Genomic DNA, 23,851 nt, shown 5'->3' on the forward strand with positions numbered 1-23,851 from the left:
CTCTCGACGCAAAAAGTCCTCAAGATTAGTTGTTTAATCTCCTCTATTTGGAATTGTTGAGCAATAACTTGCCCGGTGTTGAAAGGCAGGTACTTTTAGATGCGATCGTTTTTTAGTCTAAACTCCAGATAATAAATATCAGGATTGTCAATTAAAGCGCGATCGATAACGGTGGCTAGCGGTTGAGGAATCGCAGAAGTGCGATCGCGCACAGGAACCGCATCATTTTGTAAAACCGCCAAAAACGGGTCTTGACCCTGCAAATTTCGCGCGAAATATCGCGTTATCATCACCTACAAACAAGCCACTCTATTTGGGATTATAGAAACTCTTACTCCCCCCTTAGCCAGGGGCTAACTCTTACTCCCCCCCCTGAGTAAGGGGGGGCTGGGCAGGGTAAAATACCCGATGTTCTCAACGATTGAATCTAATCTACCTTTCTAACTCTTACTCCCCCCCTTAGCAAGGCTACCGTGTACACACAAGTTGATTCTGAGCTAGTTTCCATCCCAAAAAGATGGATTCAAACTGTCGGAGTCCATGAACAAGGGTAGGCATTCCGGGAGGTCTCTGAGAACTATAACCAGACCAACCCCCAAGTCGAGCAATCAGCCAAGTAGCCCAAGGTAAGGAGGCGGGAGGATAGGGGTTTTGCAATTTTTTCGTGCGCCCTTGAAGAGATGGTTCAATCACACACAAGCATTGCTGTTGAGAATCAGAGAAAGTCAGGGAAACTGGTAAGTCGGCACGATCGCGCCCTTCAAGCATTTGTAGGGTTCGCACGGCAACACCTAAAGCCAAGACAGTTAGTCGTTGAATGGCAGCTACGGACTCTAACTGTGTAGCTTCAAGATTTAATCCTGCTTGTTTCAATGTGGCAAAAAGTTGTTCAATGCGCCATCGCCATCGATACCATTCGATAACTTGTAGTGCTTGTTCTAAACAAACCACCCTGTGAGTTGTGAGTAATCGCCAATGAATCGCTTCTTGCCCTGCCGGAGGATTAACTTCTATTGCTTCGACTGCGTAAAGAGTGATACTGGGTGGATAATCTTGTGCCTTCAATTTATCGGGACGCTGGATCTGAACAAGAGCACAGCGGATAATTAGCAATGCTTCTCTCGCCGTCCGTCCAATGCGTGGGTCTGCTGGTACATCAATTGTATAAGCCCCTTCACAGGGCTGTTCAGTTAAATAGGTATAAAGCGATTGGGATTGTCCTAACAACCTACGGTCTTGACGAACGCGCACCAATACGTGATTATATTGGTCGGGAACGGTCGCCCATTCCTCATATAAGTCACATTCGCGGTCACCAATGTGAGTGACCATCTTGGCACCACCGTTAGTTAAACACCGTTGACTGCGCTCGGCGGATGCCAACCATTTGTATGATTCTTTCTGCTCTATTGGCAGATTTTGATAATTGCGTTCATGCTTATTCTTATGATCTAAACCTCGACTCCACAGTTGCACCGCGCTTAACCCTAATGGAAAGCCATTTTCCGCATCCAAAACTAAGGTCGGATGTATATAAAAACCCACATCTGTATTGTTGCCAACCACCCCTAATTGTTCGGGTTTTAGTCGGCCTGCATGGGACTGCAAATTGATTTCACTGCTATCACTGACGGCTAATACGTGCCCTCCTTCTATATTTTTTTGGCAATGCCTCGATAGGCTTTGCACTAATTCCGATACAGTCACATTTTCATTCTCCAAAAAACGATAGTATCCTACTTGTTCAGCTCGATTTTGGCTGATTTGACGAATATTTACCGATTGATACTGGCCCATTGCTTCATATAATGCCGCCCCCTTTTTACCAGCCTTGGGTCTCCAAAGGCTGTTCCTTCTAGGAGGGAGGCGTGAATCAGTATGGGATTGTCCACGGTTTATACCTCTCTCAAAACATGAGCCTAGTTTACTTTGACTTGTGTGTACACGGTAGCCTTAGCAAGGGGGGGCTGGGGGGGGTAAAACACCCGATGTTCTCAGCGATTTAATCCCCTCTACAATAACCTCTAAAACCCCATCCAAATTATGATAAACATCCTCATTAGTAAACCTCAAAAATTTAATTGTTGCCGACTCAATAAAGGCCTGCCTTTCTGCATCATATTCTACAGCGCCCTCCGCAAAATGGCTGTCACCATCAACTTCTAGTGCTAACTTGATTTCCGGTGAGTAGAAATCTAGCACAAATGCTGCTACACTATATTGTCTGCGAAATTTACAATTCTCAAGCCGTTTGTTTCTAATGTTTTCCCATAGTCGCTTTTCAGCTTCTGTCATTTCTGTGCGAAGCTTCTGTCGCTTGAATTTTTCTGAGGATCTGTTGTAGAGTTTTGTCATTGTTATATAGGATTTTTTTGTTGTCTTTTGGTTTTTTAACCCCCCCAACCCCCCCTTGCTAAGGGGGGGCTAAGAGTTTTTTGAGTTTGTTCGGTGGTGGTACGGTTTATGGTTGAATGAAAATACCGATCGCATTATGAACTCTCGCAGCAGTTGACGGAGGTCGATCGAGCAAACTACCTCCCAAATACAAACTCGTCGAACTTCCCCCATCCAAATTTAAAGCCTCCACAGCGCCCATTTGCTGCAATATCTGCGCCAGTTCTGCGAAATTTGGCCCCGCCCCGCCCGCGCGATTGTGCACGGCTACAATCAGCAAATTCCCCGCAGCAGTTCGCCCGATCGCACTTCTAATTGCTGTCTGTCTAACATAGGCATCGCTAAACCCTTCCGCCTTAGCATCCAGCACAACTCGACTGTTTTGTACCAACACCGGCCCGCCGCCGAGAATGTACGGGAAACGGTTGAAATCAGCAGGAAAAGTGTTATTTTCTAAACGCAATAAAGTGCCGATGGAGAGTTCAGATGCCGGGGAAAAATCCGAACGCAAAGCCAAAATATAACCGTTAGCTGGAATGGGAAAATTTGTTGTTCCCGGCACACCTCCGGGGGATTGGCTGACAACTCGCTCGCCCGCAACAGTCACAACTATTTCATTACCAGACAACGGAGTATAAGTTGTTCCCCAATCAGGATTGTAGCGACCGATTCCCGATTGCACGTAGGCACTATTGAGATGAGAAACGGGCAAAGGTTGATTTGCAGGAGTGATCACAGTTTCTTGCAAAGTTAAACGATCGATCGCAAATTCGCCCAAATCGTTCCAGGCGATCGCCCCCCGGTTCAATATCGGCCCAGAAAGCCATTTATTGTCGCGCCGAATTGCGCCTAAAGCTAAGCGATTTATCCGATTAAAAAAACCTGCATTAATCGCCGCAGCCGCTCCCGAAACTTCTGCTGTTTGCAATAAAGGTGCAGTGCCTTGATCGGCAGGCGGATTGCTGAGAATTGGTCTGATTTTTACACCAGCTTGACGCGGATTAACTTCTAACCAAACTACTGGAAAACGAGCAGTTCCTAAATTTTGATACTGCTGCCGCCACTGCACACCGGGCGCCCAAACAATGTTTTTTTCTACTAACGAATCTGGTCGAATGTCGATCACTAATCGATTGGGATTTCCCAGGCTGAAAACTTGCGGCCGCCAACCTAAAGGAATCGTCACTTTGAGTCGCGTTTGAACGCCGTCAGGTTCGACTTTTAGTGATAGCAATTGTTTGCTGGTTGAGAAAATATCCTGAAGTAACGCCGCATCGACTTTGGCATCGATCGCGATCGACCATTCTTGACCGGCGATCGGCGCAGCGGGCGTTATTGGCAGCGGCAGGGCGGGTTTGGTCGGGTCGTCTGGTGTTTCGAGGTTTGGCGCTGTGCGGAGGCTTTGGATTGGGATAGCGGGCTTTGTGGGGTCGTCCGGGGGGTTGGGTGTGGGTGTCGGCGACGGGATTGGTTTATCGACAAAGTTGACTTGCCAGGGAGTTGGTCGATCGAGATCTACAACAATGCGATCGCCCGATTCTATTTTTGCTTGCCGAATTCCGGTAACACTTGCAGTTTGAGAAGTAATTTTTAGAATATTCCCATCAGCAGATATCTCCCAGCCCGCAAGTCTAGCAAAATCGGTAACATCTAAGTAACGATACGGGCCTGTTGCCCGCGCTGCTACACTTTGAGCGCCGGTTAAAGATACCGAAAACCACTGCACCGGTTGTTTGCCACTGTCGGCGCTGCTAAGCAAATCCACTCCCGCACTTTGCATCAATCCAACGTCAGCAATCCAAGTTCGGAAATCCGCAGAAGTGTTGTTGGCCGGCTGCTGAGTCCAACTTAGGGGGAGAATGCGGCCGTTTAGAGACACTTGGCTGCCTTGTCTAATTGTCGAAGAGGGCGGTACAGATTGAGCCAAAAACCTATATTCCGACAGGGAATGAATTCCCTGTCTCATAGCTGAAGTTCTCTCAAGAGAACTATCCCTCAATATTTCAGTCGGTTTTAACCGACTTTCGCTATCAGCCAGGGAATTAATTCCCTGGCTGGAGATCGAAGCATGAATCAGCCCAGCCCTCTCCCCCTGTTGCGATCTTCCGGGTTGATTCCAGAGCAAAGACGGGGCGATCGCCAGTACGGGTAAAATCGAAACTGACAATATTGGACGCCAAGAGGACAAATTACGTTTCACAGCTTACAACTCACAATTTCACTTCTACACTCATAGGTGTATAGGAACCCGGAATATCCGTATGTTTCTTCCTACTAAACCCGATATTTTTGACGATGACTACGATCGGCAGGAAGCTGTCGATCGAGTCTAGGTTAGCCGATGGCGCTAATTGCGCTAAAGATCTACTGCGAACTGCTCACCCCGGAATACAAATAACAAACTCCGAACCCTGCCCTAGGGAGGAATTCACTGTTAACGTACCTCCATGTTTTTCCACAACAATCTGGTGGGCGATCGACAATCCTAATCCGGTTCCTTGACCCACAGGCTTGGTTGTGAATAAGTGGTTAAAGATGTTTTCCTTGACTTCGTTCGACATCCCCACTCCATTATCCTTAATGCGAATCAAAACGTGATTTTTGAATTCGCTCAGAGCAGTTTGAACCGTGATTTGATTAGGTCTGGCTTTAATTTCCTTAAAAGTGCGCTCCTTATTTGATTCTTCCAGAGCGTCAATGGCATTTGCCAGTACGTTCATAAATACCTGGTTTAACTGTCCGGGAAAGCATTTCACTAGGGGCAAGTTACCATACTCTTTCACCACTTCAATGGCAGGGCGGAACTCGCTGGCTTTTAAACGGTGCTTGAGAATCAGGAGAGTGCTTTCGAGTCCGTCGTGAATATTGAAAGAAACTGGTCGATCGCTATCTGCCCTGGAAAACGTTCTCAAACTCGTACTGATATTGCGGATGCGCTCAACTCCCTCCTTCATCGAGCCAATCAATTTGGGCAAATCTTCTCGCAAATACTCCAAGTCCATATCCTTAATTTCTGTTTCAATTTCCCCTCCGGGATTGGGAAATTTTTCTTGATACAAATCAATCAAATTGAATAAATCCCCCACGTATTCTTGAGCAGGTTGCAAGTTGCCGGCGATAAAGCCTACGGGATTGTTAATTTCGTGGGCTACCCCTGCGACTAAATTTCCCAAAGCAGACATCTTTTCACCCTGCACCAATTGTAGTTGCGTCTGTTTGAGATCCTGAATAGACTGCTCCAGTTTTTGGGCATAATCCTGAGATTGTTGATAAAGCTGTTGAGATTGCTGATACAAGCCCGCGTTTTCCAACGAGATGGCAGCTTGGGAGCAGAGGATGTTAAGGAGGGTGACGCGATCGCCAGTGAATGCCCCTGTCGTCAGATTATTTTCTAAATACAGGATTGCCATCATTTTGCCTTGATGGATAATCGGAGTACAGAGGATGCTCTTAGGTTTGTGCTGCTTGATATAGGGGTCAGAAGTAAATATTAATTCAGTCTTTACATCATCGAAAACTAGGGTTTTCTGGGTGCGTTTGACGTAATTAATCACAGTCTGGGGAATTGATTCGCTCTCCTCGATCCCAATAGTTTCTTGCAGAATACAGCCTTGGCGATCGCTACAGTGGACAGCGATTGTCCAGTTGTTTTCTTCTTTCAAAATTAATACTCCTGTTTGAGCGCCTGCATTCTGAATCGTCACTTCCATAAGGGTAGTGAGCAATTGTTCCAGCTTAATTTCGCTCGACAAAGCTTGATAAGCTTTGATAACAGTTGGTAAATCTATTACTGTGGTACTCGTACTGCCAGCAATTGTTTGGTGATGACTTGAAATCAATGAACTCTCATTGGAGGTAGTACCTTCCTCGAACGAACGAGCGTTTTCCTGTTTCAAGATAGGAGCCAGAAGTTCGGGATAGCGTTGTTCTAGATCGTCGATTTTTGCTTTCGCTCCCCAACGAGCATAAGCATAGTAAGCATCTCTTAGATATACCTGGGCAACTTTTTCTTTCCCCCATACCAGGTAGAATTTAGCAGCCAGTTCATTCGCCAGAGCTTCTTCGTTGAGATAATCGTTTTCTTTAGCCAGAACAATGGCGCGATCGTAACTCTCCATCGCCTGCACATTTTCACCCCGGACTCGGAACAGTTCGGCTTCCACTAGGTAACATTTGTGCGAGAAATTCATGGGGGCGTGATGTGCCCATTTATGAAGGGTTTCCTGGTTGCTTTTCACTTTTTCCAGATGTTCTTGTTTCTCTTCCGATGAACCCACATCGCTACAAACTCCCAGCCGTGCTAGAGAGTCATAAAAGTAGAACATCGGCACATTGAGCATACCCGTCACCGCGTCTAAATACTGTTCGGCTTGCCGAGCATTTTCTAAAGCTTGCTCGGTTTCTCCAAACAGGTAACACACAAGCAGTTTATGGAAGTAAAAATAGTGTAGTCCGTTGCGATCGTTTGCTTGGATGTGAAAGGGGAGCATTACTTCTTCATTGTAGGCATCTCCCACAAATTGACAGGGATTTTCCGATCGCCCCAGCAGATTTAATAAAGCCTGATGAACGATTTGAGTATAATTTAACGCTGCTTCTTGTTTAAATTGAACCAGTGCATTGCAGTAAGTCGCTACCTCATCTTCTAGTCCGGAAATTTCTCGACCGATTAAATATGAATACTGAGAGATTTCTTTGGCTGAATATCCTAATTCTAGCTCTCCGGTTTCCAGCCCTCTGGCGTAACCCTCTTTTAAAAGAGGGATGGTTTCTTTAACATGATGTTTACCATGTATGATGTGAACGCCGACTGTATAATATACTTTTGTCTTGAGGTAATTAGCATTAAATAAATCAACAATATTTAACGCTAATTTACCAAATTCAAACCCTGTTTCAATGTCTTGAACTACACCGCTTAATACCAACCCATACAAGCCGTAAGCAAAAGCAGATAAGGGAGCATTCCCATAACTAACCGACAAATGAACCATTTCGACAATAACCAGTGGCAGGAGAAGTGGAGCCGTGATGTAGGCTGGAGAAACTAAACCTGATAAAATCCGCAAAGCTGCTTGCTTTTGGAGATTTTCCATTTCTGGCAAATCAATAAAGTCCGCAATTTTTTTGCCAGCAAAAAGTGACGCAGTTTGTTCTAGTGCCTGCTGAATATCTGCCGGAGTTGGATTTTCTGGAAAGCAGATTCCCAAGAGTTTGAGAACTGCTAACCCCATTTCAACAGCTTGTTTGGGTTTGACTTGCGCCGTACAAGCAGAAAGCTCGATTTCATAAACTTTCACCTTATCCAGCAGCGTTCTGGCATGGTGCAGGACTAAAGCTGCTAATTCCTCCATTTCCTGAAAATCATAGCTCAGGTATGCAGTTTCTGCCGCTAATACGTGCAGTTCCAGGGCTGTTTCATAGTGAGTGTGCCAGCTATCGGGAGCTAGAATTTGCCTGCCAAAACTTAAATATTTGCGTGCCGCAGCATAAGCAGTAGCAGTCTTCGCCTTACGTCCCGCGATTAAATTCAACTCAGCCAGTTGGTAACGCTCGGTTGGGTCGGTAATTAAATCAACACCATAATTCAACTGGTTGACTATATTAAAAATATTCTCTTCCCTTTCTGTTGTTGGAGTATTAATCAACAAAAGTTGACCAATATTGAGGTGAGTGGATTGTTTTTGGGATTCGGGAATCAAAACGTAAGCTGCTTGCTGTACGCGATCGTGCAGAAATTTGTAATAACAGGAATCTGGATTCTGGAACCACGAGTCAGAAGTATTGCTTTCTCCTTCTGAATTATGATTTGTGAATTCAAACTCCTCTGAAGTGAAAAATTTATAAATTTCAGTTAGTGGGAGAATCAACCCTGCTTGCAAAGCAGGCCACAAGTTGGCTGCCGTATCTGAAGAAGATTTTTCACAAACTACCGCCAGCGTTGCTATATCGAATTCGTTACCAATGCAGGCAGCTAATTTTAAAACTTCTTGAGTCTGAGATGGCAACTTTTGTAATTGAAGCGCCATGAACTCGACCACATCATCTGTCAGGGATAAGGTTCGTACTGTGGCAATATCGCACTGCCAATACCGCTCGTCAAAATTAAAGGTAATTAACCCATCTTCATGCAAAGATTTGAGAAATTGCGTGCTGAAAAATGGATTGCCTTGGGTTTTTTGATCGACCAGTTCTGTTAAGGGCATAGCCAACGATCTAGAACAAACTAAAGTATCGGCAATCAAACAATTCAAATTGAAACAATCGAGCGGCGCGAGGGTAATGGTGCTTACCGTAGCTCCGGTTTGTTGAATGTCGGATAATGTCAGCACTAAAGGGTGTACGGGACTGACTTCGTTATCTCGATACGCTCCAATTAATAAGAGATAGCGCCGATCGCGATCGCTCGTCAGAAGTTGAATCAAGTTCAATGAGGCTGAGTCGGCCCATTGCAAGTCATCTAAGAAGATAACGAGGGGATGTTCTTTGGTTGTGAAGAGTTGAATGAAGTTCTCTAATAAGCGATTGAAGCGATTTTGGGCAGCACTGCCCGAAAGCTCTGGTGCCGGGGGTTGCTCTCCGATAATCCGCTCTAGTTCGGGAATTACCTCAACAATTACCTGAGCATTCTCGCCCACTGCTGCCAGGATTTGAGTCTTCCACTGTTCAACTTTAGCATCTGTTTCGCTCAGCAATTGCTTCATTAAATCGCGAAAAGCTTGTACAAAAGCTGAGAATGGTTGGCTGCGTCCAAATTGGTCGAATTTGCCTTTAATGAAGTAGCCTCTCGCTGCAACAATCGGTTTGTGAACTTCGTTGACGACGGCGGTTTTGCCAATACCTGAGAAGCCAGCCACCAGCATCATTTCCGCGCTTCCTGCACTTACGCGATCGAAGGCTGCCAGTAGGGAGAATACTTCGCTCTCTCTACCATATAATTTTTCGGGAATGATGAAGCGATCGCACAAATCTCGCTGCCCTAGTTTAAAAGAGGCGATTTCTCCAGTTTTTTGCCACTTGTACAAACAAGTTTCCAAATCAAACTTGAGTCCGATCGCACTTTGATACCTATCTTCAGCATTCTTCGCCATCAGTTTGCTAACAATTTCAGACAGCACCAATGGAACGCTTTTGTTGAGGTGATGGAGTGGGATAGGCTGCTTGGCAAGGTGACAGTGTACTAACTCTATCGGATCTTCGCTTTGGAAAGGCAACTGTCTCGTCAGCAGTTCGTAGAATGTAACTCCCAGAGAGTAGAAATCGGTGCGGTAATCAATGCCTCGGTTCATTCGCCCAGTTTGTTCGGGAGATATGTAAGGTAAAGTTCCTTCGAGGAGGTTGGGATTTTGAATTTCTTGGGTTTGGCGCGGCAACAGGGAAGCGATGCTGAAGTCAATCAGCTTAATTTGTTTGCTAACAGGGTTAATTAAAATGTTCGCGGGTTTGAGGTCTTTATGGATGACGTGGTGGCGATAAAGTCCATCAAGCGAGTTGGCAATTTGAATGGCAATGGGAAGAAACTCGTTAATAGGCAACCCTTCCAGAGGTTCCTTGCTGGCGAACACTAAACTAGCGAGGTAGCTATTTAAGGAAATTCCGCCAAAGTCTTCCATCACCAGAGCATAGTGGTTATGGTAAGTCTCCAGGCTGTATGCCTTGACAGTGCCGGGGAGCTCTAAGTTTTTAGTGATGACGAACTGATTGCGGAAGTGAACCAGTTCGTGGAAGCGGGGAAAGTCATTTCGCAGTAGTTTTATCACTACGGGCTGCTGATCGGAAGACCGACGGGCACGATAGACTAGAGTTCGATTGCCTGCGTATATTTGCTCGTTAATCTGATATCCTCGAAAAATATTTGTTATGCTAGCCATACCTACCTATTCCTATTGCTTCTGTCAAGCCTGAAGCTTTTTAGAGTTAATATCTACTATTTTCACTCTATCGGCCGTACTATTTATTAATTATACTTAGTTTAATCTACTTTGTACCTCAAGTTATGAAAATGCCATTTTAAAAACAAGACTTAATATTTGAGGTAAGAGAGGTTGATAAGGGATTTGAGACTAAGTAGAAAATGAAGGAGGCTAACGCTGATTGAATGACAGCAATTCATTGAAGAGGAACTTAAGAAGCTAATTAATAGGATAAAAAACATGGTGAAAATCGTTGGCTAGCTAAGTCAATTAACGACGGGTAGTGGTATCACTCCTGTTTCTGGATTGAATACTTTGCAAAAGTATTTAAGAGAGTCACGGTTGCGGTTAATCCGCAATACAACCAGCCAAGAATGCTCTAGTTGTTGAGTCGTGATCAAGAAAATGCTATCTACCAAAACCCATATTTGCAAGTGTGGTGGTTGTGTATTAGCTCGCTACGAAAACGCAGCTAGAAACATCCTCCAGGAGGGGATGGGGTACGGTCGGGCCGACCCAAACCTCTGAATTAAATCTAGGCAACGCTTGTGGAGAGATGATATCTACTGAAGAAAAGAGAAATCCTGCATCAGCACATCGCCTCAACGAATCAAGAATCAAGCGCGTCTTTAGACCTGAGAGTGTCAAAAAAGTTTGTGGGAAAAAAATACAAAATAGGGTTATGGAGAACTGTCAACCTTTTTCGGCTAGGTATCTTAGCCTCGGTTTTGGACGATCGCTTACAAGACTTGCGCGCAAACTCTGACTGTAATCGGTGAAATATTATCAATTTCTTGATACAATTGATGTTCGCGGTTCGAGAGTTGACTGCACGATAAGACAGGTTTCACGAGTTGTGAACCGCGCTGCTACATTGCACCTACCGACTGAACGGGCAGGTGGCTTTTGTGTCTGCGGGCGCTGACGGAAGCAACTCAACAGCGCAGCAAGCAAAATAACGCTAAAGTTACTATCTACCTGTGTTCGCTGCAAGGCTACCCTCGCCGACTCAGGAAAAAAACACACAAAAAACTCGATCGCCAGCAATGTATTTATTTGCAGGGCGGCGATTTCCCAAAGAATCACTGCTTTTTGACAGCAGGGTATTCTAGGAGACATCTCCGAGAGGATGCGAGCGAGATAATTTAAAATCTGCAAACAGGGTTTCAGTGCTAAGTACAGGCAGCAGCGACGTAAATTTTTATCAAATCAGCTTGCAATGTGCTGTTTTAAAGTTTACTAGGCTCCCACCGCTCGGCAGCTTTCTCTCTCCGAGCTATAAAAACGCATCAACCACACAATCACGGAAATAACATTCAATCAACATGGGTAACACGATCGATCCAAACAGAAACAGAAACGTGCATCAGACTGAGCGAGGAACTCCATTCGCCGGCCAAAGCTGGTTAGTGGAAGAAAGAGATGCCTGCGGTGTGGGGTTTATTGCCAACCAAAGCGGCGAAGCTACGCACTCGATTATTGAGAAAGCGCTGCCAGCTTTAACTTGTCTGGAACATCGCGGCGGTTGCAGCGCCGACCAAGATTCCGGCGACGGTGCGGGTTTGATGACCGCGATTCCTTGGGAATTGCTGGATGCTTGGTTTGCCGAACAGGGAATTGTGCCTCCCGCACGGGAAAACTGCGGCGTGGGAATGCTGTTCCTGTCTCAAGATAAATTTCAAGCGACTATAGCGCGGCAGGTGGTTGAGCAAGTTCTGACCGATCGCGGGCTGAAAGTTTTGGGATGGCGCCAAGTTCCCATTGTACCGTCGGTTTTGGGCGAACAAGCGCTAGAAAATCAACCTCAAATCGAACAAGTAATTGTCACTTCACCGCACTTAGCCGGAGACGAACTCGACAGACACCTATTTCTGGCGCGCCGCACGATCGGACACGAGCTGTCAAAGCGCCCCAACTTCACCCGCGAAGACTTTTATACTTGCTCTTTCTCCTGCCGCACGATCGTCTATAAAGGCATGGTGCGATCGGCCGTACTGGCAGAATTTTACCCCGACCTGAAAAATCCCGCTTATAAAAGCTCCTTTGCCGTCTATCATCGGCGCTTCAGCACCAACACCCTGCCCCGCTGGCGCTTAGCCCAGCCGATGCGCTTGCTGGGACACAACGGGGAAATTAACACGCTGTTGGGCAATATTACCTGGATGAAGGCGCGGCAAGCGAATTTAGCTCACCCGAATTGGAGCCAAGCTGATATCGACACGTTCAACCCAATTGTCAATCTCGAAAGCAGCGATTCGGCAAACTTGGACAACGTGATGGAGTTGTTGGTGCACTCCGGCCGCACCCCCCTAGAATCCCTGACAATTCTGGTACCCGAAGCTTACAAAAATCAGCCGGATTTGGCTGACTATCCAGAAATTGTCGATTTTTACGAATATTACAGCGGCATTCAAGAACCTTGGGACGGCCCCGCACTGCTGGTATTCAGCGACGGCAAACAAGTAGGTGCTACGCTCGATCGCAACGGTTTGCGACCGGCCCGCTACTGCATTACTAAAGACGGTTTGGTAATTGTGGCTTCCGAAGCCGGAGTTGTCGATATTCCCGAAGCAGATATTGTCGAAAAAGGCCGTTTGGGACCAGGACAAATGATTGCAGTTGACCTGCAAACCAACGAAATTCTCAAAAATTGGCAACTCAAGCAGCGCATTGCTAAGCGGCATCCCTACGGCGAATGGCTGAAACAAAACCGCGAAATCTTGCAGCCGCAGCCTTTTGCCGAAACAGCAACCCTCGACTCGCAAACCCTGTTGGCAACCCAAACTGCTTTCGGCTACACAGCAGAAGATTTGGACATGGTGATCGTCGAGATGGCGAGTTCTGGGAAAGAACCGACTTTCTGCATGGGCGACGACGTTCCCTTGGCTGTGTTGTCAGAAAAGCCTCAGTTGCTGTACAACTATTTCAAACAGCGGTTCGCTCAAGTGACTAATCCGCCGATCGACCCCCTGCGCGAGGGGATGGTGATGTCGCTGACGATGAGTGTGGGCCTGCGGGGCAATTTACTGCAAGCAGTGCCGGAAAATGCCAAGAGGCTGAAAATTGATTCCCCCGTACTCAACGACGCTGAACTGTATTTCTTGAAAGAGCAAAAGTCTTTCGCCGCAACCGAATTGTCAACACTTTACAAAATTTCTGCCGGGCCTGGAGGTTTGAAAACCGCAGTCGAGCAACTTTGTCAAAAGGCCGCTCAAGCAGTGCGTGACGGTTCGAGAATTTTGATTTTGACCGATCGAGTCTCGAAGGCCGAAGGCGAATCTTCTGTTGGATTAAGTGCAGAATGTACTTATATTCCGCCCTTCCTGGCAGTTGGCGCGGTTCACCACCACTTAATTAGCGTCGGCCTACGGATGCAAACTTCCCTAGTTGTCGATACCGCCCAGTGCTGGAGCACTCACCACTTCGCTTGTTTGCTCGGTTACGGTGCAGTGGCTGTTTGCCCTTACCTGGCATTGGAAAGCGTGCGCGCCTGGTGGTCTGACCCCAAGACTCAAAATTTGATGCAGCACGGCAAAGTTCCCAATATTAGCGTGACACAGGCTCAAGCTAAATACCGCACAGCGGTGGAAAACGGCTTGCTGAAGATTATGTCGAAAATGGGTATTTCGCTGCTGTCTAGCTATCAGGGGGCGCAAATCTTTGAGGCGATCGGCATTGGCGGTGATTTGCTCGATTTGGGTTTCAAAGGCACTGTTTCTCGGATCGGCGGTTTGAGTGTCGCGGAACTGGCTAACGAGGTAATGTCTTTCCACAGTCAGGCTTTCCCAGAATTACACCTCAAAAAGCTGGAAAATTACGGCTTCGTGCAGTACCGCCGGGGCGGTGAATATCACATGAACAGCCCGGAAATGGCCAAGGCTTTGCACAAGGCTGTGACTACTTTTAAGGCTCAGACTAACAGTAACGGCAATGGGGCAGAACCAAAAATGACACCATTTGGTGACAAAAATGGTGAAAGTGCCTACGACCATTACGAGGTTTACAAGCAACAGCTCGAAAACCGCCCGGTAACGGCTTTGCGGGATTTGCTCGATTTCCAGAGCGATCGCCCTTCCATTCCCATTGAAGACGTAGAATCTGTAGCAGATATTGTCAAGCGCTTCGCCACCGGCGGAATGTCTCTCGGCGCTTTGTCCCCGGAAGCCCACGAAACGCTAGCGATTGCGATGAACCGCATCGGCGGCAAATCGAACTCCGGGGAGGGCGGCGAAGACCCGGTGCGCTACAAAGTGTTAAACGATGTGAGCGCGGCGGGTTTCTCACAAACGCTACCTCACTTGAAAGGTTTGCAAAACGGCGATACAGCTTCTTCATCCATCAAACAAGTAGCTTCTGGACGCTTCGGGGTGACTCCTGAATACCTGATGAACGCCGAGCAAATCGAAATTAAGATCGCACAAGGTGCGAAACCAGGTGAAGGCGGTCAATTGCCAGGGGCGAAAGTGAGCGAGTACATTGCTTATTTGCGCCGATCGAAACCGGGTGTGACGCTGATTTCGCCTCCTCCTCACCACGACATTTATTCGATCGAGGATTTGGCGCAGTTGATTTTTGACTTGCACCAAATCAATCCGAAAGCAGGAGTTTCCGTGAAGTTGGTGTCGGAAGTCGGCATCGGGACTGTAGCCGCCGGTGTCGCCAAGGCAAATGCTGATGTGATTCAAATTTCCGGCCACGATGGCGGCACAGGTGCTTCTCCATTGAGTTCGATTAAGCACGCAGGTTCTCCGTGGGAACTCGGATTGACTGAAGTTCACCGGGTGCTGATGGAAAATAAATTGCGCGATCGAGTTTTGCTCCGCGTTGACGGTGGCTTTAAAAGCGGCTGGGACGTGATTGTAGGCGCTTTGATGGGCGGCGAAGAGTACGGTTTCGGCACGGTGGCAATGATTGCAGAAGGCTGCATTATGGCTCGCGTTTGCCACATGAATAGTTGTCCGGTGGGCGTGACAACTCAACAAGAACACTTGCGGAAACGGTTCCCTGGTACGCCGGAACACGTTGTTAATTTCTTCTATTTCGTAGCACAAGAAGTGCGGAGTTTACTGGCGAAATTGGGTTATAAGTCGATCGCAGATATCATCGGCCGCGCGGATTTGCTGAAAATGCGCGATGGGGTGAAACTAACTAAAACCCAAGCGATTAATTTGGATTGTTTGACCAAGTTACCGGATACTAAGAGCGATCGATCTTTCTTGATCCACGGTGACGTACACACCAACGGGCCTGTGTTAGACGACGATTTGCTCGCAGATGCTGAGATTCAAAGTGCGATCGCCAATCACGGCACTGTTAGCAAGAATGTAAAATTGGTGAATACCGATCGCACTGTAGGCGCAAGAATCAGTGGTGCGATCGCACAGCAACACGGTAACACCGGCTTTAGCGGTCAAATCACCCTCAACTTTACTGGTAGCGCGGGCCAAAGCTTCGGCGCATTCAACTTGCCGGGGATGACGCTGGTGCTGTCAGGCCAAGCCAATGACTACGTTGGTAAAGGAATGCACGGCGGCGAAATCGCGATCGCACCGCCGGCTGGTGCGACTTATGATGCTTCCCAAAATGCGATCGTCGGCAACACTTGTTTGTATGGTGCGACGGGCGGAACTCTGTTGGCTGCGGGTAAAGCTGGCGAACGGTTTGCGGTGCGTAACTCGATGGCGAAAGCAGTCATTGAAGGTGCGGGCGATCACTGCTGCGAGTACATGACTGGCGGCGTGATTGTCGTGTTAGGAAAAGTCGGCCGCAACGTCGGCGCTGGAATGACTGGCGGCTTGGCTTATTTCCTCGATGAAGATGGGAGTTTCCCGGCTCACGTCAACGGGGAGATTGTGAAGATGCAGCGCGTTTGTACGGCGGCTGGGGAGGCGCAATTGAAGGAGTTGATTGAGGCTCAGTGCGATCGAACCGGCAGCAAGAAAGCTGAGAAGATTTTGGCAAATTGGGCTGAATATCTGCCGAAGTTCTGGCAAGTTGTGCCGCCGAGTGAAGCGAATTCGCCGGAGGCTTCGGAACAAAAGATTGCTGTGGAAGCGTAATTTTCCAGTTGGTTAAATAGATGAGGGGCGACGCGAGTTGCCCCTTTTTTCATATTCACATACTCAACAATTTCTGATTATTTGGGGTTGGCTAGAACAAAAGTTGCGATCGCACTTTCTTTTCTATTTGGAAAAATTGCTATCAAATCACTTATACTCAAAGGTCGATCGCGCCGTGCCCCCTCAGAAAAGCATGAGCGCTGGCTCAAGAGTCAAAAACGCCACCACTAAAGCTGAGCTAGCTCTCATTTACTTTGCAGATTGTAATTATCAAGGAAAGCTATCATTTTTTCTCAGTAGCTTTCCGCTGCTCCCTTCGGGTTTTACAGCAAAAGTTAAATACAGGTGAGCTGATCTGCACGGAGCGAAAAGTTTTGTTACAATAGGTAAGCTGTTACAAATCGTAACTTATGCTGGTTCCTATTTTAATAATTGACGTTGCCCTCGTTGCCTGGTCTTTGCACTTAATGCAAGAGGCGATCGCGCAACGGGAATTTTCACTAATGCTAGCCGGCACCCTAGTTGCGGTCTCAGCCGCCGCCCTGCTAGTCGTGTACTTCCTCATGGGGTCTTGTTTGAGCCATTTGACCGAAATATCGCAACACACTTACTAAATGATAGTAGGCGATTGACCATTGTCCAGAAGCGAGGAGAGTTTTGTGGAAAAAAAGCCGAAAGCCTTGCAAATCCAGGGTTCAAAACTAATTTCCCCAAAAAGCTTGACAAATATTGGTCAGTTAAGGCATGATTGAGAGCGCGAAAAGAAAGGGGAATTAGCTCAGTTGGTAGAGCACTACAATGGCATTGTAGGGGTCAGCGGTTCGAGCCCGCTATTCTCCATAACTCAAGATTAGGGATACATCACTGCTGTGTCCTAATTTGTACCGAAACATTACCACCGCGTGCTTAAATTCGATCGCGACTTGTACCTAAACAGCATTGCCGTGTCGTTAAATTCGATCGCGACTTGTACCTAAACAGCATTGCCGTGTCGTTAAATTCGATCGCGCCACACACCGCGAAAACCAATTTTCCCGTAAAATCAAAACAGTCTACCCGCAACCAAAGCGCTACCTGTGGCAAAGTCAACTGAACCCAGCAATCCAGAGAGCCCGAGCCAACTTGCCCGCACGCCTCTGTACGACCTATCATTAGAACTCAAAGGCCGAATGGTGCCCTTTTCCGGGTGGGAGATGGCAGTACAGTACGCAGGCATCAGCAGCGAACACCAAGCAGTACGCCAGCAAGCAGGAATGTTCGACATTTCCCACATGGGAAAATTTGGTTTGAGAGGGAAACAATTAATAGAAAAATTTCAACCCTTAGTACCCTCAGACTTGAGCCGCTTGCAACCAGGTCAAGCTCAATATACAGTCTTGCTAAATGCCAAAGGCTGCATCTTAGACGACATTATTTTCTACTGCCAAGAACCAGACCCTATCACTAGCGAAGAACGTGCAGTAATCATTGTCAACGCCGCCACTCGCATCGCCGACAAAGCATGGATCACCACTCACTTAGAATTGAGCGAACTCTGTTTTACAGACATCTCCGAAGATAAAGTTTTAATTGCCATTCAAGGGCCAGAGGCTGTTAACTATCTCCAGTCTTTTGTGGAAGACAACCTCGCACCAATTAAGGCATTCGGCCACTTAGAAACAAATTTGTTGGGACAGCCAAGTTTTATCGCGAGAACAGGTTACACCGGCGAAGATGGGTTTGAAATCATGGTGGATGCCGAAGTAGGAAAAGAACTGTGGCAAAAATTGTTAGCTGCTGGCGTTCTACCCTGCGGTTTGGGTGCGAGAGATACCTTGCGTTTAGAAGCAGCAATGGCTCTTTACGGTCAAGATATCGACGACAAGATGACGCCTTTAGAGGCTGGATTGGGTTGGGTTGTTCACCTCGAAAGCAAAGGCGATTTTATTGGGCGGGAGGTTTTGGAACAGCAGAAAGCGAGTGGAGTATCGAAGCGGTTGGTAGGGTTAGAAATGCAGGGGCGGCACATTGCGCGCCACGGCTATCCGGTAATATTTGAAGGCGAAACAGTAGGAGAAGTTACTAGCGGTACATTATCGCCTACTTTAAATCGGGCAGTGGCCCTCGCGGTTGTTCCGGCAAAATTAGCGAAAATCGGTCAGCAATTAGAAATCGAGATTCGCGGGAAAAATTATCCGGCTAGTGTGGTGAAAAAACCATTTTATCGATCGCAAAACCGCCCCAGTTAACTTAAGTAGGTGAGCATTAATTCAGGGGCGTCAATCAGAGCAAAGGTTCACAATAAAGTGTAAGTGTATGTGTTCTTATGGAACGGGCTTCTAGCCCGTTGGTCATAATTGTGGTCGAGAAGATTCATCTACTAGCTTAGCAAATTGTCGCAAAGTTGCAGCATAGCGATCGCCCGCCACATCCATCAAATCATTATGACCGGCCCCATCAACCCAAAAATTTAATTTTGGCTGCTTCGCCGCTGCAAACAACTGCTCTCCATGCCAAAAATGCACCACATCATCAGCCTTACCATGAATCACCAAAACAGGCGATCGAACTTTGCCAATCTTATCAATATTCACAAACTTGTCAAAGGGTAAAATAGGAATCCGCGTCAACACCCGAAAAGCCGAAACAAAGGAACTTTCAACCACCAAACCGCCGACTTTTTGTCGCGAAGCCAAATCAATTGCCGGCCCACCCCCCACAGAACGCCCGTAAAGAATAATTTGCTTTGCAGGTACTCCCAAATGTTGGGTTAAATAATTGTAAGCAGCCTCAATATCACGATAAGTATTATACTCAGAAGCCTTTCCTTGACTCATGCCGTAACCTTGATAATCATAGGCAAACACAGCAAACCCGCTATCTCGAATCTCTCTGAGTAGCCACAAAATGCCGTCCAAGTCTTCCGCATTTCCGTGACTGTAAAGTATGGTATATTTAGCTTGCGGGTTAGGAAAATGAACAGTAGAAATTTTCGCCCCATTAGCTGAGCTAACTTTGATAACTTCCCTGCTATCACTCTGACTAGATGGGGGAGGTTGAAAAATTAGCCGTTCTGAAAAAAATAAACCGTAAAAACACAGAAATGCGTAAATAAAAATTATAGATCGCATCAGTCGTTTGAGAGAAAATTCTCCGAAAAGCAAGCGTTTAATATTTTTTCTGTCCCACTTAGTCATTACTAAAGGCTCATAGTTGAATAAGATTTAACTAATACTTTTTTATTGCGAGAAAAGACATGGCACTAACATACCCCGATGACTTGAAATACCTAGACACCCACGAATACATCCGACTCGAAGGCGAAATTGCCACGATCGGCATTAGTGCCTTTGCAGTTGACCAACTAGGCGATATCGTGTTTCTAGATTTGCCAGAAGTCGGTGCAGGGTTGGAAAAGGGCGAAGCTTTCGGTACAGTCGAGTCAGTGAAAGCCGTTGAAGACTTGAAAGCACCAGTTACCGGTACAGTCGTAGAACGCAATGATGACATTATAGAGTCTCCCGAAAATTTGGCGGAAGACCCCTATGGCGCTGGCTGGCTGCTGAAAGTGCGCGTTGACAACACCAGCGACGCAGATGACGCTTTCTCGGCCCCGGAATATCGCAAAATGGTGGAAGGGGAATAGTTTTGAGTTTTGAGTTGTGAGTGGGAATTTGGGGCTAGGGCTCGTTGATTCCTCGATTCCTCCACCATCCGCCAGGGGTTTCAACCCCTGGCTAATAGCACAAGTCGTCTAAAGACGACTGATACCAAATCCGGCTTAAATACCCCCCTTTATCTCGCTTGTCCGCTACGGCAGACTTCGTTTGACTCTCGACAGCGGTTTCAACCGCCAACCTTAATCTACAGTCGTCTTCAGACGACTTTAGCTATGAGACAGGGGTTTCAACCCCTGTCGGACTGTCGGACTTCAATACACGCAAAAAATCTTGCTTAGTCGTCTTCAGACGACTTTAGCTATGAGACAGGGGTTTCAACCCCTGTCGGACTGTCAGACTTTGAGAGACCCAGAAAATCTTCCTTGTTTTCTTAGCAAAATGTTACAAACAAAGAAGCAAAAGTCTATTCAGGAGAATCCGCCTTGGTACTCTACAGCCCTCAACTTGAACCCAACCAGCAGCAAAACCTTTCCTCCATCAATGGTTTTGCGGGCCGGCACATTGGCCCGACACCCACCGAAATCCAGCAAATGCTCAATGTTTTGGGTCTTTCCAGCCTCGATGACTTGATTGACAAAACGGTTCCAGCGGCGATTCGTATTTCTCAACCCTTACAACTTCCCGCAGCGCAAAGCGAGTACAGCGCTTTGGCAGAATTGAAAGAAATTGCTGCAAAAAATCAGGTATTTCGATCGTACATCGGCACAGGATATCACGACTGCATAACTCCCCCAGTCATCCAGCGGAATATCCTAGAAAATCCCGGCTGGTATACAGCTTACACTCCCTACCAAGCCGAAATTGCTCAAGGACGATTGGAAGCTTTACTGAACTTCCAAACCATGATAATTGACCTCACGGGTTTGGAAATTGCCAACGCTTCTTTGCTAGATGAAGGGACAGCAGCGGCGGAAGCGATGGCGGTGAGTTACGGCGCCAGCAAAAATAAGGCAAAAGCGTTTTTTGTTTCCCAAGATTGCCACCCTCAAACTGTGGAAGTGGTGCAAACTCGCGCTAAGCCGTTGGGAATTGAGGTAATTGTCGGCGACCATCAAAGCTTTGAGTTCGATCGTACAATCTTCGGCGCTCTCCTGCAATACCCCGCCACAGACGGCGCAATTTACGACTATACCGATTTTATTCGATCGGCACACGAAGTCGGCGCATTAGTCACAGTAGCCGCCGACATATTGAGCCTTTGCTTGCTCACACCCCCCGGCGAATTCGGCGCGGATATAGCCGTAGGAAGCACTCAGCGCTTCGGAGTGCCGATGGGATTCGGAGGGCCCCACGCCGCCTATTTCGCCACGCGAGAAGAGTTTAAACGGCAAGTTCCCGGGAGAATCGTCGGCGTTTCTAAAGATGCCAACGGCAAATCTGCTTTACGTTTAGCCTTGCAAACTCGCGAACAGCACATCCGCCGCGAAAAAGCAACCAGCAATATTTGTACTGCTCAAGTTTTGCTGGCAGTGATGGCGAGTATGTATGCTGTTTATCACGGCCCGTCTGGACTGAAAGACATTGCTGAGAAAGTATGGAATTTAACTGCACTTTTGGCATCCGGCTTAAGAAGTTTCGGATACAAAATTCGTTCTCAACATTTCTTCGATACTTTGCGGGTAGAATTGGGAGACAAACCGCTGTCAGAAATTCTAGAAGCTGCTAAAGTTCGCAAAATTAATCTCCGAGTTTTCGATGATTCGACAGTGGGAATCACTTTAGATGAAACTGTCACCGCTGAAGATGTGCAAGAGTTGTGGAAAATTTTTGCACAGGATAAGGATTATATCAGGGCTGACGGGCAGAATGCTCTAAACATTGCGTTGGATGCAGAGGCATTGCATTCATATTTGACGTTACCAGATTTTTGTGATCGCACCAGCAGCTATCTCGCCCATCCAGTTTTCAACAGCTACCATTCAGAAACTGAACTTTTGCGCTATTTGCACCGTTTAGAAGCCAAGGACTTATCGCTAAATACATCGATGATTCCCTTGGGTTCTTGCACCATGAAATTGAATGCAACAGCAGAGATGATGCCGGTGACTTGGGCGGAATTTGGCAAGATACATCCCTTTGCACCCCGCGATCAAACTCGCGGCTATCAAATGATGTTCGTGCAACTAGAACAGTGGCTGGCAGAAATCACCGGTTTTGCGGGAATTTCTTTGCAGCCAAACGCAGGTTCCCAAGGCGAATACGCGGGTTTGTTAGTTATTCGTCAATACCACGAACACCGAGGCGAATCTCACCGAAATATCTGTTTGATTCCCCAGTCAGCCCACGGTACAAATCCGGCTAGCGCGGTGATGGCGGGGATGAAAGTAGTTCCAGTAGAGTGCGATTCTCAAGGCAATATTGATGTTGCTGACTTACATAAAAAAGCAGAAAAATACAAAAATGAACTCGCGGCTTTGATGGTGACATATCCATCAACCCACGGCGTTTTTGAGGAAGAAATTAAAGAGATTTGTGAGATTGTTCACAACTGCGGCGGACAAGTTTATATGGACGGCGCCAATATGAATGCTCAAGTTGGTTTGTGCCGCCCCGGTGATTTTGGTGCTGATGTTTGTCACTTGAATCTGCACAAAACTTTCTGTATTCCCCACGGCGGCGGCGGGCCGGGAATGGGGCCGATTGGGGTAATGTCTCATTTAGTAGAGTTTTTGCCCAGTCATTCTATTCTTAACAGTCAACAGTCAACAGTCAACAGTCAACAAACATCAGTTGGTGCTGTTTCCGCAGCGCCTTGGGGAAGTGCTAGCATTTTGCCTATTTCTTGGATGTACATTCGGATGATGGGAGGAGTGGGTTTAACTGAGGCAACAAAAGTAGCAATTCTTAATGCTAATTACATGGCAAAACGCTTAGAATCTTATTATCCGGTTTTGTACAAAGGGAAAGCGGGTTTGGTGGCGCACGAGTGTATTCTAGATTTGCGATCGCTCAAAAAATCTGCGGCTATTGAAGTTGAAGATATCGCTAAACGGTTGATGGATTACGGCTATCACGCGCCGACGGTTTCTTGGCCGGTCGCTGGTACGGTAATGGTGGAACCTACCGAAAGCGAATCGAAGCAGGAATTAGACCGTTTTTGCGATGCAATGATTGCAATTCGATCTGAAATTGCGGAAATTGAAAAAGGTAATGTTGACGCGCAAAATAACGTCTTGAAAAATGCCCCACATACCGCAGAATCTCTGATGGTTGATGAGTGGAATCGTCCTTATACTCGCGCGCAAGCAGCTTATCCGGCACCTTGGACTCGCGAACATAAGTTTTGGCCGGCGGTGGGGCGGATAGATAATGCGTTTGGCGATCGCAATTTTGTCTGTTCTTGTTTGCCAATGGAGGCTTACAGTCAAGGTTAAATAAGTCTCTCCGGGCGGGCAATGGGCACCTTACACATATACTCTTGTGGGGTGCCTCTAGCCCGCCCAAAAAATAAAATTTAAATGTATATCGGAAGCGGGGGCTTAGGCTTTCCGAATGTACATGAATTACGACGGAAAACACGGTAAGTATGGCGATACTTGGGTGCGATCGCGCTTAGCAAAGCTCGGGGACTTTTGTCAATCTACGCAGCCGATCGCAGCAGTGATGGTACTCTGACGCTGGTAATTATTAATAAAACCAACAACAATTTGACTAGCAACTTGAGTTTGAAAAGATTTAAACCGGTGGGGAAAGCTCAATTTTACACTTACAGTGAAGGCAATTTGGGGGCGATCGTCCGTCAGAGCGATTTATATCATGTCCGGGTGCTTACCCATAATTAAGCAGCAACTGGAACTTGAGGCCACCAGTGAAAGTTTGTTAAACC

At 46.9% G+C, this 23,851-nt stretch carries 13 protein-coding genes and 1 tRNA gene; 8 read left to right on the plus strand and 6 right to left on the minus strand.

Annotated features, from left to right (window positions below; all coding sequences use genetic code 11):
* Positions 1-95: 95 nt before the first annotated feature.
* The 5 genes from QUB33_RS24400 to QUB33_RS24420 all read right to left on the minus strand — a co-directional run bounded on the left by QUB33_RS24400 (position 96) and on the right by QUB33_RS24420 (position 10,265).
* A complete protein-coding gene (locus tag QUB33_RS24400; protein WP_333355504.1) occupies positions 96-290 on the minus strand; it encodes a hypothetical protein in 195 nt (64 codons plus the stop codon).
* A 178-nt stretch (positions 291-468) separates the two neighbouring features.
* Positions 469-1,797, minus strand: coding sequence for an IS4 family transposase (locus QUB33_RS24405; RefSeq protein WP_333355508.1), 1,329 nt, complete (start codon positions 1,795-1,797; stop codon positions 469-471).
* 156 nt (positions 1,798-1,953) lie between these two features.
* A complete protein-coding gene (locus QUB33_RS24410) occupies positions 1,954-2,355 on the minus strand; it encodes an endonuclease domain-containing protein (protein WP_333355511.1) in 402 nt (133 codons plus the stop codon).
* Positions 2,356-2,461: 106 nt separating this feature from the next.
* A complete protein-coding gene (locus QUB33_RS24415) occupies positions 2,462-4,594 on the minus strand; it encodes a phosphodiester glycosidase family protein (protein WP_333355514.1) in 2,133 nt (710 codons plus the stop codon).
* A gap of 178 nt (positions 4,595-4,772) precedes the next feature.
* Positions 4,773-10,265 carry an AAA family ATPase gene (locus QUB33_RS24420; protein WP_333355517.1) on the minus strand — a complete coding sequence of 1,831 codons (5,493 nt, stop codon included), beginning with the start codon at positions 10,263-10,265 and terminating at the stop codon, positions 4,773-4,775.
* A gap of 1,367 nt (positions 10,266-11,632) precedes the next feature.
* Between QUB33_RS24420 and QUB33_RS24430 the strand changes: the two genes are divergently transcribed.
* From QUB33_RS24430 to gcvT, 4 genes are all read left to right on the plus strand, one after another.
* Complete coding sequence (locus QUB33_RS24430) at positions 11,633-16,366, plus strand: glutamate synthase-related protein (protein ID WP_333355522.1); 4,734 nt, start codon at positions 11,633-11,635, stop codon at positions 16,364-16,366.
* Positions 16,367-16,776: 410 nt separating this feature from the next.
* Positions 16,777-16,980 carry a hypothetical protein gene (locus QUB33_RS24435; protein WP_333085722.1) on the plus strand — a complete coding sequence of 68 codons (204 nt, stop codon included), beginning with the start codon at positions 16,777-16,779 and terminating at the stop codon, positions 16,978-16,980.
* Between the two features lie 153 nt (positions 16,981-17,133).
* Positions 17,134-17,206 (plus strand) — tRNA-Ala (locus tag QUB33_RS24440).
* Positions 17,207-17,442: 236 nt separating this feature from the next.
* A complete protein-coding gene (gene gcvT, locus QUB33_RS24445) occupies positions 17,443-18,594 on the plus strand; it encodes a glycine cleavage system aminomethyltransferase GcvT (RefSeq protein ID WP_333355526.1) in 1,152 nt (383 codons plus the stop codon).
* 102 nt (positions 18,595-18,696) lie between these two features.
* Here the strand turns inward: gcvT and QUB33_RS24450 are convergent, their stop codons facing one another.
* Positions 18,697-19,542 carry an alpha/beta hydrolase gene (locus QUB33_RS24450; protein ID WP_333355529.1) on the minus strand — a complete coding sequence of 282 codons (846 nt, stop codon included), beginning with the start codon at positions 19,540-19,542 and terminating at the stop codon, positions 18,697-18,699.
* 59 nt (positions 19,543-19,601) lie between these two features.
* Here QUB33_RS24450 and gcvH point away from each other — a divergent pair, with 59 nt between their 5' ends.
* From gcvH to QUB33_RS24470, 4 genes are all read left to right on the plus strand, one after another.
* The gene (gene gcvH / locus QUB33_RS24455) at positions 19,602-19,991 is read left to right on the plus strand and encodes a glycine cleavage system protein GcvH (protein ID WP_333163397.1); all 390 of its coding nucleotides are present in this window, start codon (positions 19,602-19,604) and stop codon (positions 19,989-19,991) included.
* A 456-nt stretch (positions 19,992-20,447) separates the two neighbouring features.
* Positions 20,448-23,399 carry an aminomethyl-transferring glycine dehydrogenase gene (gene gcvP, locus QUB33_RS24460; RefSeq protein ID WP_333355532.1) on the plus strand — a complete coding sequence of 984 codons (2,952 nt, stop codon included), beginning with the start codon at positions 20,448-20,450 and terminating at the stop codon, positions 23,397-23,399.
* A 118-nt stretch (positions 23,400-23,517) separates the two neighbouring features.
* Positions 23,518-23,640, plus strand: coding sequence for a hypothetical protein (locus tag QUB33_RS24465; RefSeq protein ID WP_333355536.1), 123 nt, complete (start codon positions 23,518-23,520; stop codon positions 23,638-23,640).
* Positions 23,598-23,807 (plus strand): hypothetical protein, encoded by a 210-nt coding sequence (locus QUB33_RS24470; protein WP_333355539.1) that lies wholly within the window; start codon positions 23,598-23,600, stop codon positions 23,805-23,807. Before QUB33_RS24465 ends, QUB33_RS24470 begins: the two co-directional genes overlap by 43 nt.
* Positions 23,808-23,851: the final 44 nt, after the last annotated feature.

This window comes from Microcoleus sp. B3-A4, assembly GCF_036705385.1.
GTDB lineage: Bacteria > Cyanobacteriota > Cyanobacteriia > Cyanobacteriales > Microcoleaceae > Microcoleus.